The sequence below is a fragment of the Cupriavidus sp. H19C3 genome, assembly GCF_049393815.1.
Taxonomy (GTDB): domain Bacteria; phylum Pseudomonadota; class Gammaproteobacteria; order Burkholderiales; family Burkholderiaceae; genus Cupriavidus.
Genome location: NZ_CP184985.1, coordinates 2,839,167 through 2,857,017 on the forward strand (window position 1 = coordinate 2,839,167; position 17,851 = coordinate 2,857,017).

Annotated in this window: 12 protein-coding genes, 1 tRNA gene and 2 riboswitches; of the genes, 5 read left to right on the top strand and 8 right to left on the bottom strand. The window is 67.3% G+C overall.

The window, feature by feature from the left end:
* Positions 1-116: 116 nt before the first annotated feature.
* The 4 genes from gcvP to DFLDMN_RS13095 all read right to left on the bottom strand — a co-directional run bounded on the left by gcvP (position 117) and on the right by DFLDMN_RS13095 (position 5,459).
* A complete protein-coding gene (gene gcvP / locus DFLDMN_RS13080; RefSeq protein WP_423195376.1) occupies positions 117-3,032 on the bottom strand; it encodes an aminomethyl-transferring glycine dehydrogenase in 2,916 nt (971 codons plus the stop codon).
* A gap of 102 nt (positions 3,033-3,134) precedes the next feature.
* Complete coding sequence (gcvH, locus tag DFLDMN_RS13085; RefSeq protein WP_423195377.1) at positions 3,135-3,515, bottom strand: glycine cleavage system protein GcvH; 381 nt, start codon at positions 3,513-3,515, stop codon at positions 3,135-3,137.
* Between the two features lie 129 nt (positions 3,516-3,644).
* On the bottom strand, positions 3,645-4,772 hold the full coding sequence (gcvT, locus tag DFLDMN_RS13090; RefSeq protein WP_423195378.1) for a glycine cleavage system aminomethyltransferase GcvT: 1,128 nt from the start codon (positions 4,770-4,772) through the stop codon (positions 3,645-3,647).
* 84 nt (positions 4,773-4,856) lie between these two features.
* Positions 4,857-4,981: riboswitch (glycine riboswitch) on the bottom strand.
* 21 nt (positions 4,982-5,002) lie between these two features.
* Positions 5,003-5,089: riboswitch (glycine riboswitch) on the bottom strand.
* 145 nt (positions 5,090-5,234) lie between these two features.
* Entirely contained in the window at positions 5,235-5,459 is a 225-nt protein-coding gene (locus DFLDMN_RS13095; protein WP_423195379.1) for a YMGG-like glycine zipper-containing protein, read from the bottom strand.
* Between the two features lie 339 nt (positions 5,460-5,798).
* Here DFLDMN_RS13095 and DFLDMN_RS13100 point away from each other — a divergent pair, with 339 nt between their 5' ends.
* The 3 genes from DFLDMN_RS13100 to DFLDMN_RS13110 all read left to right on the top strand — a co-directional run bounded on the left by DFLDMN_RS13100 (position 5,799) and on the right by DFLDMN_RS13110 (position 10,393).
* On the top strand, positions 5,799-7,901 hold the full coding sequence (locus DFLDMN_RS13100; RefSeq protein ID WP_423195380.1) for a UvrD-helicase domain-containing protein: 2,103 nt from the start codon (positions 5,799-5,801) through the stop codon (positions 7,899-7,901).
* A 417-nt stretch (positions 7,902-8,318) separates the two neighbouring features.
* Positions 8,319-9,047, top strand: a complete 729-nt coding sequence (locus tag DFLDMN_RS13105) for a response regulator (protein ID WP_423195381.1) — start codon at positions 8,319-8,321, stop codon at positions 9,045-9,047.
* Between the two features lie 56 nt (positions 9,048-9,103).
* The gene (locus DFLDMN_RS13110; protein ID WP_423198403.1) at positions 9,104-10,393 is read left to right on the top strand and encodes an ATP-binding protein; all 1,290 of its coding nucleotides are present in this window, start codon (positions 9,104-9,106) and stop codon (positions 10,391-10,393) included.
* Between the two features lie 92 nt (positions 10,394-10,485).
* Here the strand turns inward: DFLDMN_RS13110 and DFLDMN_RS13115 are convergent, their stop codons facing one another.
* Positions 10,486-11,679, bottom strand: a complete 1,194-nt coding sequence (locus DFLDMN_RS13115; protein WP_423195382.1) for an ABC transporter substrate-binding protein — start codon at positions 11,677-11,679, stop codon at positions 10,486-10,488.
* 274 nt (positions 11,680-11,953) lie between these two features.
* On the opposite strand from DFLDMN_RS13115, the gene hemN reads away from it, so the two are divergent.
* Positions 11,954-13,519, top strand: coding sequence for an oxygen-independent coproporphyrinogen III oxidase (hemN, locus tag DFLDMN_RS13120; protein ID WP_423195383.1), 1,566 nt, complete (start codon positions 11,954-11,956; stop codon positions 13,517-13,519).
* Between the two features lie 129 nt (positions 13,520-13,648).
* On the opposite strand, the gene DFLDMN_RS13125 is transcribed toward hemN, so the two are convergent.
* Positions 13,649-14,554: a c-type cytochrome gene (locus DFLDMN_RS13125; protein WP_423195384.1), complete on the bottom strand. Its 906-nt coding sequence runs from the start codon at positions 14,552-14,554 to the stop codon at positions 13,649-13,651.
* 454 nt (positions 14,555-15,008) lie between these two features.
* On the opposite strand from DFLDMN_RS13125, the gene DFLDMN_RS13130 reads away from it, so the two are divergent.
* Positions 15,009-15,084: transfer RNA gene (locus DFLDMN_RS13130), tRNA-Arg, on the top strand.
* 63 nt (positions 15,085-15,147) lie between these two features.
* Here the strand turns inward: DFLDMN_RS13130 and DFLDMN_RS13135 are convergent.
* Positions 15,148-16,995, bottom strand: coding sequence for a protein kinase domain-containing protein (locus tag DFLDMN_RS13135; protein ID WP_423195385.1), 1,848 nt, complete (start codon positions 16,993-16,995; stop codon positions 15,148-15,150).
* Positions 16,995-17,807 (bottom strand): formate/nitrite transporter family protein, encoded by an 813-nt coding sequence (locus DFLDMN_RS13140; RefSeq protein ID WP_423195386.1) that lies wholly within the window; start codon positions 17,805-17,807, stop codon positions 16,995-16,997. Before DFLDMN_RS13140 ends, DFLDMN_RS13135 begins: the two co-directional genes overlap by 1 nt.
* Positions 17,808-17,851: the final 44 nt, after the last annotated feature.

The following is a 17,851-nucleotide window of genomic DNA, read 5'->3' on the forward strand; positions in this document are numbered from 1 at the left end:
CGAGGTCTCCGCTCAGGATGCGCCGCGAACATGGGCGCCTCCTCAGCATAGCGCTTCGGCACCGCCGCTGTGTGTCCGGCGGCGCCTGACAGGCCGCCATCCCCGGCGGCCCGCGCTTACTCCTCGTACGCGCTCATCGGAATGCACGAGCAGAACAGGTTGCGGTCGCCGTACACGTTGTCGGCACGGCCGACCGGCGGCCAGTACTTCTGCGTGCGCAGCGAGGCCACCGGATACGCGGCTTCCTCGCGGGTATAGGCGTGCGTCCATTCGTTGGCGGTGACCACCGCGGCGGTGTGGGGCGCGTGCCTGAGCGGGTTGTCCTCGCGATCGAAGCTGCCGTCTGCCACCCGGCCGATCTCGGCACGGATCGCGATCATCGCGTCGATAAAGCGGTCGAGTTCGTGCAGCGATTCGCTCTCGGTCGGCTCGATCATCAGCGTGCCCGGCACCGGGAAGCTCATGGTCGGCGCATGGAAGCCGTAGTCCATCAGGCGCTTGGCCACGTCCTCGTTGCTGATGCCGGTGTCCTTCTGCAGCGGGCGCAGGTCCAGGATGCACTCGTGCGCCACCAGGCCGTGCTGGCCGGTATAGAGCACCGGATAATGCGGCGCCAGGCGGCGCGCCACGTAGTTGGCGGCGAGGATGGCGTTTTCGGTGGCGGCGGTCAGGCCGTCAGAGCCCATCATGGCGATATACATCCACGAGATCGGCAGGATGCTGGCCGAGCCGAACGGCGCCGCGGACACGCCGCCGATGCCGTTGTCGTCGCGGCGATAGCCGACGCTGTCCTGGTTGGGCAGGAAGTCCGCGAGGTGCGCGCCCACCGCCACCGGGCCCACGCCGGGGCCGCCACCGCCGTGCGGAATGCAGAAGGTCTTGTGCAGGTTGAGGTGCGACACGTCGCCACCGAACTGGCCCGGCGCGGCGGTGCCCACCATCGCGTTCATATTGGCGCCGTCCACGTACACCTGACCGCCATGGCGGTGCACGATCTCGCAGATCTGCTGCACGCCCTGTTCGAACACGCCGTGCGTGGACGGATAGGTGATCATGATCGCGGCCAGGTTGCTGCTGTGCTGCTGCGCCTTCTTCTCGAGATCGGCAAGGTCGACGTTGCCGTTATCGTCGCAGGCCACCACCACCACCTGCATGCCGGCCATCTGCGCCGAGGCGGGATTGGTGCCATGCGCGGACGACGGAATCAGGCAGATATTGCGGTGCGCCTCGCCCCGGCTCGCGTGGTACTTCTGGATGATCAGCAGGCCCGCGTATTCGCCCTGCGAGCCCGCATTCGGCTGCAGGCTCACGGCGGCATAGCCGGTGGCCGCGCACAGCATGGCTTCGAGCTGGTCGATCATCTCGCGATAGCCGACGGTCTGGTCGAGCGGCGCAAACGGATGGATGCGGCTGAACTCGGGCCAGGTGACCGGGATCATTTCGCTGGTGGCGTTCAGCTTCATCGTGCACGAGCCGAGCGGAATCATGGTGCGGTCGAGCGCCAGGTCCTTGTCGGCCAGCATGCGCAGGTAGCGCAGCATTTCATGCTCGGCATGGTGCGTGTTGAACACCGGATGCGTGAGGTACGCGCTGGTACGCGCGAGCGTGTCCGGATAGCCGGCGCCGGCAGCGGCCTCGATGGCATCGAAGTCGGGCAGCGGCTTGCCGTGCGCAAAGATCTCCCACAGCGTCAGCACATCCTCGCGCGTGGCGGTTTCATCGAGCGAGATGCCGATGCGCGTGCCGCCCGCATGACGCAGGTTGATGCCGTGCGACGTGGCGGCGGCGTGGATGGCTTCGGTCTGGAAGCCGGTATCGAGCGTCAGCGTATCGAAAAAGGTCTGGTTGAGCGGGGTATGGCCGAGCTGCCTCAGGCCCGCGGCCAGCGTGGCGGTGAGGCGATGCACGCGCTGCGCAATGCGCTTGAGGCCCTGCGGACCATGGTAGACCGCATACATCGACGCCATCACGGCCAGCAGTACCTGCGCGGTACAGATGTTGGAGGTGGCCTTCTCGCGGCGGATATGCTGCTCGCGCGTCTGCAGTGCAAGCCGGTAGGCGCGGTTGCCCTGCGCGTCGATGGTCACGCCCACCAGGCGGCCCGGCATCGAGCGCTTGAACGCGTCCTTGACCGCCATGTAGCCCGCGTGCGGGCCGCCAAAGCCGAGCGGCACGCCAAAGCGCTGCGAGTTGCCGACCGCCACATCCGCGCCCCATTCGCCCGGTGCGGCCAGCAGCGTCAGTGCCAGCAGGTCGGCGGCGGCCACCACCAGGCCGCCCGCGGCGTGCACGGCGTCGGCGATCGCGCGGTAGTCGGTCACATCGCCGTTGACGCCCGGATATTGCAGCAGCACGCCGAACGCATGCGCCGAGGCCGCTTCGGCGGCGGGGCCGACCCTGACCTCGATGCCGAGCGGCAGCGCGCGGGTGCGTACCACTTCCAGCGTCTGCGGCAGGACGTCATCGGCCACGTAGAAGGTATTGGAGGCATGCTTGTTGACGCGTTGCAGCAGCGTCATCGCTTCCGCCGCGGCGGTGCCTTCGTCGAGCATCGACGCGTTGGCGATATCGAGGCCGGTCAGGTCGGTCACCATCTGCTGGAAGTTCAGCATGGCTTCCAGGCGGCCTTGCGAGATCTCCGGCTGGTACGGCGTGTACGCGGTGTACCAGGCCGGGTTCTCGAAGATATTGCGCAGGACCACGCCCGGCGTGAGCGTGTTGTAGTAGCCCTGGCCGATAAAGCTCTTGAATACCTTGTTCTTGCTTGCCAGCCCGCGCAGCTTGGCCAGCGCGGCTTCCTCGGTCAGCGGTGCGGTGAATTCGCCCAGCGGCATGCCGTCGCGGCGGCGGATGGCGGCGGGAATCACGGCATCGATCAGCGCGGCGCGGCTGTCGTAGCCGAGCACCTTCAGCATGTGCTGCTGTTCGGCGTTATCGGGACCGATATGGCGGGTGGAGAACGCGTCGCGCGCCTCCAGGTCGGCCAGCGTGGGCCGGGATTGCGCGGCGTTCATGGGCAGCGGGGCGTTCATGGCAAGGAATCTCTTGGTCGCGGCAGTGCCGGTGGTCGGCCGGCGCTGCCAGGTACTTCATCGTTGCGCGCCCCGCTGGCTCGGCGGGGCGCGGCGTCAGTGTCAGGCGCCGACGCTGGCCTTGTAGGCGTCGACGTTCATCAGGCCGTTCACGTCGTCGGCGTTGGCCGGCTTGAGCTTGAACAGCCACGCGTCGAACGCGTTGGCGTTGACGCTCTCGGGGGCGGCGGTGGCAGCCTCGTTCACGGCGATCACTTCGCCGGCCACGGGCGCGTAGATGTCGGAAGCGGCCTTCACCGACTCCACCACGGCGAGCGCGTCGCCCGCGCCGACCGCACGGCCCACCTCGGGCAGCTCGAGGAAGACGATGTCGCCCAGCGCGTCCTGCGCATGGTCGGTGATGCCGATGGTCAGGGTGCCGTCGGCTTCGACGCGTACCCACTCATGCGACTCGGTGTACTTGAGGTCAGCGGGGAAATTCATGAAGGTTCTCCGGAAATCAGTGGTGTCTGTTCTTGGGTGACTTGGATGCCTGCCGGACAGCCATGCCGGCGGGCGGGTCTGGTGACCGTGGTGTGACCGTGGTTAGCGAGCCGGGGCCCGGGCGGACCATCAGCTCACGAGTGCCTTGCCATTGCGCACAAACGGCAGTTTAACCACAGTTGCGGTCAGTTTGCGGTCACGAATGGCCACCTGGACCTCGCTGCCGATCGCGACTTCCTTCGGTAACCGTGCGAATGCGATAGACAGCGACAGCGACGGGCTGAAGGTGCCGCTGGTGATCTCGCCGTCGCCGGCGGGGGTGATGACCTTCTGGTGCGCGCGCAGCACGCCACCCTTGTCGCGCAGGATCAGCCCGGCAAAGGTCTGGCGCTGGCCGTCGGCCAGCAGCGCGGCCTTGCCGGTGAAGTCACGCTCGCTTTGCAGATCGACGGTCCAGGCCAGGCCGGCGTCGAGCGGCGAGGTATGGATGTCCATGTCCTGGCCGTAGAGGTTCATGCCGGCTTCCAGGCGCAGCGTGTCGCGCGCGCCCAGGCCGGCCGGGCGCACGCCGGCGGCCTCCAGCTTTTCCCAGATGGCGGCCACGTTGGCCGCGGGTACCACCAGTTCGAAACCGTCCTCGCCCGTGTAACCGGTGCGGGCGACCATCAGTTCGCCCACGGCGGGGTCCTGCACCACCAGCGCATTGAACGGCTTGAGCGCGTCGGCAGGGCGGGTGGAGGGGAAGGCCGCGTACACGCGGCTGCGCGCATTGGGGCCCTGCACGGCGACGATCGCGAGCGCGTCGGTGCCGGCCGGCGCCACATCGCCGCGGCGCGGCGTGATGGTGACATCGCTGCCGGTGGCGGCATTGCGCGCGCGGATCCATTCGATATCGCCGAGCGCCGTGCTGGCGTTCACCACCAGGCGGAAGCGGTCCTCGGCAAAGAAATAGACGATCAGGTCGTCGATGACGCCGCCTTTCTCGTCGAGCATGCAGGAATACAGGGCCTTGCCCGGCGTCTGCAGCTTGTCGACGTTATTGGCCAGCAGGCCGCGCAGGAAAGTACGGGTATTGGCGCCGGTCAGGTCGACCACGCACATGTGGGAGACGTCGAACATGCCGGCGTCGCTGCGCACGGCGTGATGTTCCTCGATCTGGGAGCCGTAGTTGACGGGCATGTCCCAGCCGCCAAAATCGACCATGCGGGCGCCAAGGGCGCGGTGAATGGCGTTGAGGGGCGTGGCCTGAAGTGTCATGGAGTCCTCGGAGGCGGCGTGGTTCGGGTCGCGAAAACAATAAAGGGGTCATCCGTCGCGAACGCTTTCGCAGCGTCCGCGACGGATGACCCCTCTGTCCTCGATACCTGAGAGATTACGACGCGCCTGTGCGCGTCGTGCGCCCCTTCGGTGGACACGCTCATCATGCACGGATGCTATGACGGGTGTCGCTCTCCAGAGTTCTGCATGCATCGTGTGCATGTTGCATGCAGATCCGACCGGTCCATGGTGCCTGAGAGTTTTCGGGTGATACCCCTTCGGCGGCGCAAGTCTGCGCGCTCTCCCGGACGGATGCGCGTGAATGTACGGGAGCGCGGAGGGCGTGTCAACGCCGGGAGCGCCATCGCGGCCGCGCCAGGGAACGGTCGGCTGGGCCTTCCCTGCGCCCCGGCTGCCGGCCAGGCCGGGCGCGTGACGCCTCCGGAAGGCACCTGGAGGTAATTATTTCCTGTCCTTGGTAATGACGTTACCCACCACGCCGCCGACGGCTGCCCCGCCGAGCGTGCCCAGTGCACTGCCGTCGGTCAGCACGGCACCGCCGGCCGCGCCGACGCCGGCGCCGATTGCGGTATTGCGCTGGCGCGGCGTCCAGTCCGCGCAGCCTGCGAACATCGTGACGGTGACACCCACGAGCGTGGCGCGGGACAGGATCTTCGAGATCTTCATGATGGCCTCCATCGGTTGTTGAGGTTGTGGAACTCGTCGACGGCGCGGGCGCCCGGCAACGCGGGCCCCGTGCCTTCGTGCTCCTCAGAGGCAACAAACATGCCCCGGGTTGCGCATTGCTTACGCCCGTTGGCAGTTGTTACTTCCGTGAAACAGGTGGGCCGGCGGAGCGGTGCATGCGGCGATTGGCGGGGACGCGCGTGTTAACATCGTCCGCTTTGCACACCGCCCCCGCATCGCTCTCGCACGTGCCTGAGCCGGCACGTCGAGCCGGTGCCGCACGTCGGTGCCTCGGTGCGCCAGCGCCCCAGCCGCCTACCCCTCGCCACCTCTAGCCTCATGACCCACGGACTCAACGCCGCCCAATCCGAAGCCGTCCGCTACCTGGACGGACCGTGCCTCGTGCTGGCCGGCGCGGGCTCCGGCAAGACGCGTGTGATCACGCAAAAGATCGCGCACCTGATCGAGGACAAGGGCTTCGAGCCGCGCCATATCGCCGCCGTGACCTTTACCAACAAGGCGGCCAAGGAGATGCAGGAGCGCATCGCCAAGCTGATGGAGGGCAAGACCACGCGCGAGGGCAAGCGCATTCCGCTCAAGCAGCTCACGGTTTGTACTTTTCACTCGCTGGGCGTGCAGATCCTGCGCATGGAGGCCGAGCACGTCGGCCTCAAGCCACAGTTCTCGATCATGGATTCGGACGACTGCTTCGGCCTGGTGCAGGAACAGCTCGCCACCACCGACAAGAAGCTGATCCGCAGCGTGCAGAGCACCATCTCGCTGTGGAAGAACGGCATGATCGATCCGGAGGCCGCGATCGCGCAGGCCGCCAGCGCCGAGGAGCACCAGGCCGCGCTGGTCTACCGCAACTACGTCGCCACGCTGCATGCGTACCAGGCGGTCGACTTCGACGACCTGATCCGGTTGCCGGCCGAGCTGTTCGCGCGCGACGAGACCGTGCGCCTCAAGTGGCAGAACCGGCTGCGCTACTTCCTGGTCGACGAATACCAGGACACCAACGCCTGCCAGTACCAGTTGCTCAAGCAGCTGGCCGGTGGCTCGCACCTGCGCGCGCCGGCATTCACCGCGGTGGGCGACGACGACCAGGCCATCTACGGCTGGCGCGGCGCCACGCTCGACAACCTGCGCCTGCTGCAGACCGACTACCCCGACCTCAAGGTCATCAAGCTCGAGCAGAACTACCGCTCGACCGTGCGCATCCTGGAGGCGGCCAACGCGGTCATCGCCAACAATCCCAAGCTGTTCGACAAGAAGCTCTGGAGCGAACACGGCATGGGCGATCCGATTGCCGTGCACCCGATGAACGACGAGGAGCACGAGGCCGAGTCCGTGGTGTTTCGCCTGTCGGCACACAAGTTCGAACGGCGCGCGCAGTTCCGCGACTACGCCATCCTCTATCGCGGCAATCACCAGGCGCGCCTGTTCGAGCAGATCCTGCGGCGCGAGCGCATTCCCTATGTGCTGTCCGGCGGCCAGAGCTTCTTCGACAAGGCCGAGATCAAGGACATCTGCGCGTACCTGCGCCTGATCGCCAACCCCGACGACGATCCCGCCTTTATCCGCGCCATCACCACGCCCCGGCGCGGGGTGGGCAATACCACGCTGGAAGTGCTCGGCACTTTTGCTGGCCAGGCCAGGGTGTCGCTGTTCGAGGCCGCGATGATGGGCGGCATCGAGGGCAAGCTGCAGCCGCGCCAGCTGGAGCCGCTGCGCGTGTTCTGCGAGTCGATGGTGCGCCTGGCCGATCGCGCGGCACGCGATCCGGCCACCGAGGTGCTCGACGACCTGATGGAAGGTATCCACTACGAAGCGTATCTCTACGACACCTTCGACGAGCGGCAGGCGCAGTCGCGCTGGACCAATACGCTCGAATTCCTCGACTGGCTCAAGCGCAAGGGCACCAGGCCGGAAGCCGCCGATGGCGCCGAAGCGACCGGCTTCGACCATGCCGACGGCTTTGGCGACGAAGGCAAGAACCTGCTCGAACTCACCCAGACCGTGGCCCTCATGAGCATGCTCGAAGGGCGCGAGGAAGATCCCGATGCGGTGCGGCTGTCCACGCTGCATGCGTCCAAGGGACTCGAATATCCGCACGTGTTCCTGGTGGGCGTGGAGGAGGGCATCCTGCCCCACGCGCGCGAGGACGAAGACCTGGGCGACGACAAGATCGAGGAAGAGCGCCGCCTGATGTACGTGGGCATTACGCGCGCGCAACGCAGCCTGCAGATCAGCTGGTGCAAGAAGCGCAAGCGTGCGCGCGAGACCTATTCCTGCGAGCCGTCGCGCTTTATCGCCGAGATGAAGCTCGAAGAAGCGCCGGCCCCGGTCGACGCGACTCCGGCGATGAGCCCAAAGGACCGTCTCGCGGGCCTCAAGGCGCTGCTCGGCAACGCCGGCAAGACGGCCGCCGCCGAGAGTTGACGCCGAGAGTTGACGCCGACACCTGACGGCGAGAGCTGGTCCGGCGCCGGGCGGCGCCCCGGCACCGTGCAATACATCCGATACAAGCCGGACAAGACCCGTTACGCGCGCCCGCCTAGGATGGCGGTGCGCGAGACGTCTCGGCGTCTTGTGTCGCACCGCGCTCGCCCTTCGGTTGCGGTGCGGCCAGGCATGCGAGCCTGGCTTCTTCCCTGTTGAACGCTCCCGGCGCGGCAGCACCGGGGGCGCTTTTTTTCCGGACCGCCCGCCGGTGGCCGCCAAGGCATGGCGTGGGCATCACGTGTCGACGCTGATACAAAACGCTCTCGGCACGTCACTGGCAAACTGGTACAGTGATTCGCCGGCACCGCGACCCACCTGAAGCGCCCCTGGCCCGGCCCGCCATCTCGACTTGCCATGGAACTCTCCCCCTCGCTTCCCATCCGCCTGCTGATCGTCGACGACGATCCCCAGATTCGCGCCATGCTGGCCGAATATCTCGCCACCTTCGGCATGGAGGCCGACGGTGCCGAGGGGGGCGTGGCGATGCGGTCGGCGATGAGCCAGAACGCGTACGACCTGGTGATTCTCGATCTGTCGCTGCCCGGCGAGAACGGCCTCACGTTGTGCCGCGAACTGCGCGAGCATGGCGATACGCCGGTCATCATGCTGACCGCGCGCGCCGAGCTTGCCGACCGTGTGGTGGGCCTTGAAGTCGGCGCCGACGACTACGTCACCAAACCGTTCGAGATGCGCGAGCTGGTGGCGCGCATCCACACCGTGCTGCGCCGCAGCCGCGCCGACAGCAAGCGGCCGGCCGCCGTGGCGGGGCACGAGCTGCGCTTTGCGAGCTGGCGTCTCAACACCACGCTGCGGCAGCTCGTCGATGAAGAAGACACCGTGGTGCCGCTCTCGAATGCGGAGTTCCGCCTGCTGCTGACGTTTATCGAGCATCCCAATCGCGTGCTCGACCGCGAGGTGCTGATCAACCAGGCCCGCGGCCGCGACCTCGACGTGTTCGATCGCAGCATCGACCTGCTGGTCTCGCGACTGCGCCAGAAACTGCGTGACGATCCGCGCGATTCCGCGCTGATTCGCACCGTGCGCGGCGAGGGCTACGTCTTTACCGGCAACGTGGAGCACTGAACGCCATGCCCGAGCCGATTGCCCAGGAGGCGGGGGCGTCGGCGGTGCATCCCGAGATGCGCGCCGAACCTGTCCCGCTGGAACGCCGCCACGACTCGATGTTCGTGCGGCTGTTTCTCGTCATGGCGGCAATCATGCTGGCGGTGCATGTGCTCGGCGTGACCGTGATCGAAGGGCTGTTTCCGCGCCCCGGCTCCGAGCGCCACCAGCAGTTGATGCGCAAGGCCGCTTCCACTTCCGCGCCCTCTTCCTCTTCCTCTTCCGCAGCCGCGGCCGGTGACAGCGCGACGCCGGGATCGGACCAACCCTCCGGCCCGGCGCCGGATGCGCGGAGGCGTCCTGCGGCCGGCCAGGCCCCGGTGCCATTGCAACGCGTCGATACCGACGGCGATGGCGATATCGACGACGACGACTATGGTCCGCCGCTGCGGCCCGGCTTCCACCAGGGCCCGCCCGGCGAGCCGCCGCCCAATGGCATACCGCACCTGCGTGGCATCTGGCCGCCGCACCTCGGCATGGTGTTCCAGCTGGCGGCCATCCTGATCGCCTCGTGGGTCGGCGCCCGCCTGCTGGCGCGGCCGGTGCAGCAGCTCGCGCGTGGCGCGGGGCGCCTGGCGCAGGACGTTCACGCGCCGCCGCTCGACGAGCAGAGCGGCCCCGCCGAAGCCCGTGCCGCCACCCAGGCGCTCAATCGCATGCAGCAGCGCATCCGCACCCAGCTCGCGCAGCAGTCGCGCTTTCTGGCCGCGGTGTCGCATGACCTGCGTACCCCGCTCACGCGCATGAGCCTGCGCATCGAACGCATCGAGAACAACGACGTCCGCTATCGGCTGCGGCAGGATCTTGCCGAGATGAACGGCCTGATCGATGCCACCCTGTATTACCTGCGCGAGCGCGACGATGCCACCGGTCCGCGCCAGCGCGTGGATGTGCATGCGCTGTTGCAGGCGGTGGTCGACGATGCGCAGGAGATTGGCCAGGACGTGGTGCTGGTCGGCAGCGCGCAGCCGATGTTCGCGTATCCGGCCGAGTTGCGCCGCGCGGTGGTGAACCTGGTGGAGAATGCGCACCGCTATGGCGGTGCCGCGCAGATCGTGCTGTCGGATCGTCCCGAGCGCGTCGTCATCGACGTATGCGACAACGGGCCTGGTATTCCGCCGGCGGAACTGCAGCGCGTGCTGGAACCGTTCTACCGTGTGGAGTCGTCGCGTAGCCGGGCTACCGGCGGCGTGGGCATGGGCCTGGCCATCGCGGCCGATATCGTCGCGCGGCACGGTGGCGAGCTGACGCTGGCCAATCGGCTCGAAGGCGGCCTGCGCGTGCGCATCGACCTGCCACGCGCGTAAGACGTCGGGACGTCGGGCCGTCGGGCCGTCGGGCGCGGCGGGCCGCCTGCACCGCGCCGGGCGGACATCCCGTACCGGGCTGCGCTTGCGCGCTACGCCTTCTGCGGCACGCCGGCCTTGCCGATCGCCGCGAGCTGTACGTATTGCGAGCCGCGCAGGCCGCGTGTGAAGTCGAGCGTGAAGTCGCCGATATCGATGCGCGTCTGCATGGCGCGCCGCAATTCGAGCGCACCGGGTGCACGCGCCGCGGCGGCCACACGCACCAGCCATGCGGCGCCGATATAGCCGGCCAGGGTGGCAGGCGAGGGCGGTTCGTCGAGATACTGCTTCATGCGCGCGACATGTTCCTTGACCACGCGTAGCGTGGACTCCTGCGGTCCGGGCGCGACCTGCGTGAGGACAATGCCGCCCGCATAGCCGGTGCCCAGGATCTCGCGCGCCGAAGCCGGACTCACTGCCGACAGCCCCACCAGAAAGCCAAACCAGCCATTGGCCGCGAGCGCACGGCCAAGGTTGCCGTAGGCCAGCGTATCGCCCGCAATCAACACCGCGCCGGGCCGACTGGCCGCGATGCGTCGCGCACTGTCGGCGACATCCCTGCCCAGCACAAAGGCGCGCGTGGCGAGCTGCTGCTCGATGCGCGCCAGCCACGGCGAACCATCGGCGAGCGTCCCCGCCGCGAAATCGGGCGCTACCGCGAGCGCAATGCCGGAGAGCCCATAGCTGCGCAGCTGTCTGACCGCGGCATCGAGTTCCGACTCGTAGTCCACGCGGGTGTACCAGATGTTGTCCGCCGGCAGCGCAAGGCCGGACAGCGGCGCGACGATCTGCACGCCACGGCGCGCCAGCTCCGGCGCCGTGGTCAGGCCTGGCAGCAGGCCGTCGCCGGGACCGAACAGGACCTCGGCCTTCTCGTTCTCGACCAGCGCAAGCGCCTGCCGGGCCGCGCCGCGCGGATCCGGATCGGCATCGCGCACGATATGCACGATATGCAGTCCCGCGCCGCCGGCCTTGACGGCCGCGTTGGCAGCATCGAACTGGACCTTGGCGCCGGCCAGATAGTCGCGCGCGAGATCGGCCTGCGGGCCGGTGCGATCCACCAGTTGCGCCACGACGAGCTGCCGGCGCGGACTGGTCGCCGCCATCTGCGCGTACGCGGGCCCGGCGAGGCCACCGCTCAGCGCACTCACCGCGGCGAGCGCCGCCAGGCATCGGCGCCGGTCAGGCGAAGCCAGGTGTTCATGCTGCGGGGGAAGCGGGTGCGACTGCGACGGGACAGGGCGCATGGCAGCGAGCGTGAAAGGGATAGGGCAGGGCTCCGTACCACGCGACCGCGATACCGCAATATCGCGATACCGGGCGCGGTACGGCCAGGGAGCGGCGCGAACGCGAGGCAAAGCGCCGTGTGCCGGCCGGAGCGTAGCCCGCGATCATGTCCGCCATGTGACGCCGCACACGCAGTCCCCGCGGTTCCTGCGGCCGGCTTGACGTCCATCAACGTAGGTGCGGATTCGTGCGAATACGATTCCTGATTGTCGTCATCGATTGTTACGCCCCGCCATGTCAATCTCGAACTCCAGCGCTGCGCCAGACTCGCAGTCGGTGCCGGTACTCGCATCGATGTCAGGTGCCAGCGCTGCCACCACCGCCACCACCATCGCCGCCGCGGTCCCCGCAGGGTCGACCAACGAACCGTCCGCCCAGCCGCTCTCCCGGCCGTTCATCAAGTCCCCCGCCTTCGACCGCGCCGCGCTGGCCGACTTCCGCGCGCTTGCGGGCCGCATCGATGGCAACGGCCCGCGTTATACGTCCTACCCCACCGCGGACCGCTTTACCGCCGGCTATCCGGCCGAGGCTTATCTCGCCGCGCTCGCCGACTGCCGCCGGCAAGCCCCGGCACCGCTGTCGCTCTACCTGCATATCCCGTTCTGCGACAACATCTGCTACTACTGCGGCTGCAACAAGATCATCACCGGCGACCACAGCCGCAGCGCGCGCTATGTCATGTATCTGGCCAGCGAGATGGCAATGGTCGCGGCACAACTGGGTGAGCGTCGGCCGGTCATGCAGTCCCATTGGGGCGGCGGCACGCCAACGTTTCTCGATCCCGAGGAGATGCGCGCCGTCATGGCTGCGCTGACCGGGCACTTCGATCTGCTGCCCGATGGCGAGCATGCCATCGAGATCGACCCGCGCACCGTCGATGACGCGCGCATGAAGCTGCTGCGCGAGCTTGGCTTCAACCGCATCAGCCTGGGCGTGCAGGATTTCCATCCGGAGGTCCAGCAGGCGATTCACCGCGTGCAGCCCTTTGCGCAGACGCGCGACGCGGTATTCGCCGCGCGCCGGCTGGGCTTCCGCTCGATCAGCATGGACCTGATCTACGGCCTGCCGCACCAGACCACCGCGCGCTTCCAGGAGACGCTCGATCGGGTGCTGCTGCTGATGCCGGACCGCATCTCGGTCTACAGCTATGCGCATCTGCCGCACGTCTTCAAACCGCAACGGCGCATCGACGAGGCCGCGCTACCCGCACCGGCCGAGAAGCTCGAGATTCTGGCGTCGACCATTGAACGGCTGACGGCGGAGGGCTACGTCTATATCGGCATGGACCACTTTGCGCTGCCGGACGACGAGCTCGCGCGCGCCCAGCGCCAGGGGCGGCTGCAACGGAATTTCCAGGGGTACGCCACCCATGCGGGCTACGATCAGCTGGGGTTTGGCGTCTCCGCCATCGGCGCGGTTGCCGGTCGGTATGTCCAGAATGCGCGTACGCTGGACGACTACTACGGTGCCCTCGACGCGGGGCGGTTGCCGATCGCCCGCGGACTCGATATGACGGCCGACGACCACTTGCGCAAGGCCGTGATCGGCGAGCTGATGTGCAACGGTGCACTCGATCTCGCGCAGATCGAGGCACGCTTCGGCATCGATGCGGCAACCACCTTCGCGAGCGAGCTGGCCGAGCTCGACGCCCTCGCCGCGCAGGGGTTGGTACGCCGCGAGGCGGCGCGCGTCGAGGTCACGGCCCTGGGCCGCCTGCTGGTCCGCCGCATCGCCATGGTGTTCGACCGTTATTTGCGCGAAGCGGAAGCGGTGCCGCTGCGGTACTCGCGCGTGGTCTGAGTCCGACGCCGACGAACGGCGGATACCAATGACAAAGCCCACTTGCAGTCATGCAAGCGGGCTTTTTTTGCACCGGCACACCGGATGCCGGCGGCAGCGTCCGAGGCCGCCGCCGCAGCAGCAGCGGGGTTACTTCGCGGCGTTGGCCATGTAGTCGGCTGCGGCGATCACGTCGGCATCCGGACCGGCGTAGCCACCCTTCGGCGGCATCACGCCCTTGCCCTTCAGCGCGTAGTTGTGCACAGCGTCCATGCCTTCCTTCAGACGCGGCGCCCAGGCAGCCTTGTCACCGAACTTCGGCGCACCGGCCACACCTGCCGCGTGGCAGGCAGCGCAAACCTGGTCGTAGACCTTCTTGCCAACCTCGGCCGAAGCGGCCGCGGGCGCTGCAGCCGGCGCAGCCGCCGCCGGCGCGGCAGCAGCCGGAGCCGCGGCAGCCGGTGCGGCAGGGGCCGGAGCCGCCGCAGCAGGTGCTGCCGGTGCCGATGCTTCCGCCTGGGCGGGCGCGGGGGCGGCCGGTGCCGGCGCGGGCGGCTCGGGGAACTTGGCACCGCCGGCATCGGCCATGTAGACCACGGCGCGACCCAGTTCGTAGTCGGTGTAGTCGTCCGGCGTGGTACCGGCACGGGCCGGCATCGCGCCCTTGCCGTGCAGCACCGAGTTCAGCAGGCCATTGAAGCCCTGGCCGATACGCGCGGTCCAGTCTCCGGCATTACCGTACTTGGGCGCACCGGCGGCGCCGGTGGCGTGGCACGCGGCACAGACTTCCTTGTAGACCTGCTCGCCGGTCTTGAAGACGCGCGGCGCGTTGGGATCCTTGATTTCGAGAGAGGCAACCGGCTTGATCCGGTTATTGACCGCTTCCGCGCTTTGCGTCGAGCCGGCGCCTTCACGGCTGCCGTGTCCGACAAAGCTGACCAGCAGGATGATGACGACGATCGGGATAACAAAGGCAGCAATCACTACTGCAATCAACTGCTTGGGCGTCTTGATGGGAGACTCGTGATGGTCGTGTTCGTTTTGGACGTCACTCATACAGAACTCTCGATTTTGCAGGAAACCTGGTGCAGCTCGCGAATACGGCTTGCTTTATAAGGCCCCTTGGTCGGGGGTGGATTCTGTCGCCATCTGCGCCATCGGACTGTCCCGGGTCACGCTCGGGCAAGCTTGCCAGGAGGCAACGCAAGAGCCACGAATCGACGCAAATAGCGAGGGATTATAAGCCCAACGCCGGTGCGTCGGGGCCAAAAGCGGCGGCTCCGCGACCTCCGGACTTCCCCATCGGGCCACGCCCGCATGGACGCCGCCCGGCAAACGCTGTATCCTATGCGACTTTCCGGCAGCGGCATTCGCCCGCGGCCACCGTGGCTTCTCCGGATTTCGCGAGACTTGGTTACCAAATTGGTGACCAACCTGGCGATCAACTTGGTTACCAATCCAAGTTGTCAAACGCGATAGCGAGGAAGCGGCATCAGGAAGTAGCCCCAAGGCGCCCGTAGCTCAATGGATAGAGTACTGCCCTCCGAAGGCAGGGGTTGCTGGTTCGATCCCAGCCGGGCGCGCCAAATCACCGTTTCAGCCCTGCGATGTCCACGTCGATGACGGACGGAAGCCGTCCGCGCGCGTCCCTACATCCGCCCCGCCAGCAGTCCCGCCAACACCACCACCGCAACCCCCAGCCCCAACGCCAGCGTCTTCCAGAACCGCAACGGATCGCGTTCGAGCAGCGGTGGGGTGGCGCGCGGCCGGGAAGCGTCGGCCGGCGTGCGTAGGGCCTGCACGAATTCCGACAATGCCTCGGGCCGCTTGGCCGGGTTCGGATGCAGGGCGCGGTGGAGGGCTTCGTCGACCCAGGCGGGGAGGTCCGGCCGGCGCTCGCGCAGCGAGGTATAGCGCAGGCGCTTGAGGTCGGCGCGGTCGCGTACGCGTGTGACCTGCAAGCCGTAGGGCAGTTCGCCGGTCAGCATCTGGTAGGCCAGCGTGGCGAGCGAAAACAGATCGGCGGCGGCGGTGGGCGTTGCGCCGACAAAATACTCGGGGGCGGCGTACTGCAGCGTGCCGACGGGTGCGGCAGGGTGCGGCTGGCGCGCGCCTTCGGCGAGGCCGGCCACATGGACCGAGCCGAAGTCGATGATCTTGACCGTGCCTGCGCGGTCGATCATGACGTTTTCCGGGCGCAGGTCCTGGTGCAGCATTTCGCGCCGGTGAAACGCCTGCAGGCCGGTCGCCAGTTGTTCGATCAGACCGCGTACCACGTCGAGATCGGGGCGCGGATGGTCGATCATCCATTGCGTCAGGGTCTGGCCGTCGACGTACTCCATGGCCACGTACAGATGCCGGCGCGGCCGCTCGAATGCCTGTGGCTTGAGCACGTGCTGATTGTCGATGCGCCGGGCAACCCATTCTTCGAGCAGAAAGCCCTCCAGATGCGTCGCATCGTCATGGCGGTCGACCGCAGGCGTCTTGAGCGCGACGAGCTGGCCGGTCTCGTCGTCGGTCGCCAGATGGATGTGGCTTCGTGCGCTCGTGTGCAAGGCGCGCAGGATCGTATAGCCCTCGAACTTCATGCGCGGCGCCAGCGCGGGCGGCAGGGCCAGTCGTCCGGCCTGCGCGAACGCATGCTGCGCGTCGCCATCGGGCAACGATTCGATTTGTGCGATCTGGATGGTGACGTTGTCCTCGCTGCCCCGTTGCAACGCAAGGGCCGTCAGCGTGCGCGCGGCGAGATCGAGGTCGTTGCCGGCGGCATGCAAGGCGTCATGTACGTCGCTGGCTTCCAGATGCTCGTAGGCGCCATCGGTGGCCAGCAGGTAGATCTCGCCCGTTTCCACGCCGAAGCTGCGGTAGTCGATTTCGATGGTAGCGCCGGCGCCGAGTGCGCGGCCGAGATAGACCTCCGCGGACGATACGCGTACGCGATGGTCGGCGGTCAGCTGTTCCAGCGTGTGTGGGTGCAAGCGATAGACGCGGGTGTCGCCGATATGCAGCAGGTGCGCCTCGCGCGCCTTGAAGATCAGCGCACTGAAAGTGCAAACGTAGCCTTTGTCCGTATCGAAGCGCGCCTCGCCCTGGCGCGTCTGCGCGTACAGCCACGAATTGATGGCCGACAGCACGCACTGCGCCGCGCGGCGCACGGTCCACGCTTCGGACGTGCAGTAGTAGTCTTCGAGAAAGGTGCGTACGGCAGCGGCGCTGGCCACCTGGCTGACCGCACTGGAACTGATGCCGTCGGCTACCGCGAGCGCGACACCCTTTGCGGCCTGTTGATAACCGCCAGGCTGCCGCACGCCATGAAAGTCCTGGTTGACCGGCTTTTTGCCGGCCGCGGAATGCTGGCCCACACCGACCGCGAGCCCCCTTCGTTCGTCACGCTCACTGCGTTCGCTACGTACGATGCTTGCGTCAGGCCCGCCGCCAGCCAGCGCGTTGCGCTGCGCGGGTGCCGTGCGTGGTTCGGTGTGGGACAGGTCGCTCATCAGCCCAGCGCGCGCTTGCTGGCCGTCTTGTAGTGCGTGCTGTACAGCGTGGCACCGACAAACGTCAGGCCACCCACGAGGTTGCCAAGCACCGTGGGGATTTCGTTCCAGATCAGGTAGTCCATGATCGTGAAGTTGCCGCCCAGCATCAGGCCCGACGGGAACAGGAACATGTTCACGATCGAGTGTTCAAAGCCCATGTAGAAGAACACCAGGATCGGCATCCACATGCCGATGACCTTGCCCGAAACGGACGTCGACATCATGGCCGCGACCACGCCGGTGGAAACCATCCAGTTGCACATCACGGCGCGAATGAACAGCGTCAGCATGCCGGCGGCACCGTGCGCGGCGTAGCCGACCGTGCGGCCTTCGCCGATATGGCCGATCTTCTGGCCGATGGCATTGGGCGCCTCGGAGAAGCCGAAGGTGAAGATGATCGCCATGAAGATCGCTACCGTGATGGCGCCGGCAAAGTTGCCGCAGAACACCAGGCCCCAGTTGCGCATCACGCCGCCCCAGGTCGCGCCCGGACGGCGGTCGAGCACGGCCAGCGGCGCCAGCGTGAAGACGCCGGTCAACAGGTCGAAGCCGAGCAGGTACAGCATGCAGAAGCCCACGGGAAACAGCAGCGCGCCGACCAGCGCATTACCCGTATTGACCGTGATGGTCACCGCAAACGCGGCCGCCAGCGCGAGGATGGCACCTGCCATATAGGCCCGGATCAGCGTATCGCGGGTGGACATGAGCAGCTTGGACTCTCCGGCATCGACCATTTTGGTCACGAATTCGGTGGGGGCAAGGTAGGCCATGGGTATTCCTCTTCTGTTTGCTCGGTTGGCTCGAAAGAAAACAA

Coding starts and splice junctions, on each gene's coding strand:
- hemN (WP_423195383.1), top strand. CDS start 11,954: ATGTCAATCTCGAACTCCAGCGCTGCGCCAGACTCGCAGTCGGTGCCG.
- DFLDMN_RS13105 (WP_423195381.1), top strand. CDS start 8,319: ATGGAACTCTCCCCCTCGCTTCCCATCCGCCTGCTGATCGTCGACGAC.
- gcvP (WP_423195376.1), bottom strand. CDS start 3,032: ATGAACGCCCCGCTGCCCATGAACGCCGCGCAATCCCGGCCCACGCTG.
- gcvT (WP_423195378.1), bottom strand. CDS start 4,772: ATGACACTTCAGGCCACGCCCCTCAACGCCATTCACCGCGCCCTTGGC.
- DFLDMN_RS13140 (WP_423195386.1), bottom strand. CDS start 17,807: ATGGCCTACCTTGCCCCCACCGAATTCGTGACCAAAATGGTCGATGCC.
- gcvH (WP_423195377.1), bottom strand. CDS start 3,515: ATGAATTTCCCCGCTGACCTCAAGTACACCGAGTCGCATGAGTGGGTA.
- DFLDMN_RS13125 (WP_423195384.1), bottom strand. CDS start 14,554: ATGAGTGACGTCCAAAACGAACACGACCATCACGAGTCTCCCATCAAG.
- DFLDMN_RS13095 (WP_423195379.1), bottom strand. CDS start 5,459: ATGAAGATCTCGAAGATCCTGTCCCGCGCCACGCTCGTGGGTGTCACC.
- DFLDMN_RS13115 (WP_423195382.1), bottom strand. CDS start 11,679: ATGCGCCCTGTCCCGTCGCAGTCGCACCCGCTTCCCCCGCAGCATGAA.
- DFLDMN_RS13110 (WP_423198403.1), top strand. CDS start 9,104: ATGCGCGCCGAACCTGTCCCGCTGGAACGCCGCCACGACTCGATGTTC.
- DFLDMN_RS13100 (WP_423195380.1), top strand. CDS start 5,799: ATGACCCACGGACTCAACGCCGCCCAATCCGAAGCCGTCCGCTACCTG.
- DFLDMN_RS13135 (WP_423195385.1), bottom strand. CDS start 16,995: ATGAGCGACCTGTCCCACACCGAACCACGCACGGCACCCGCGCAGCGC.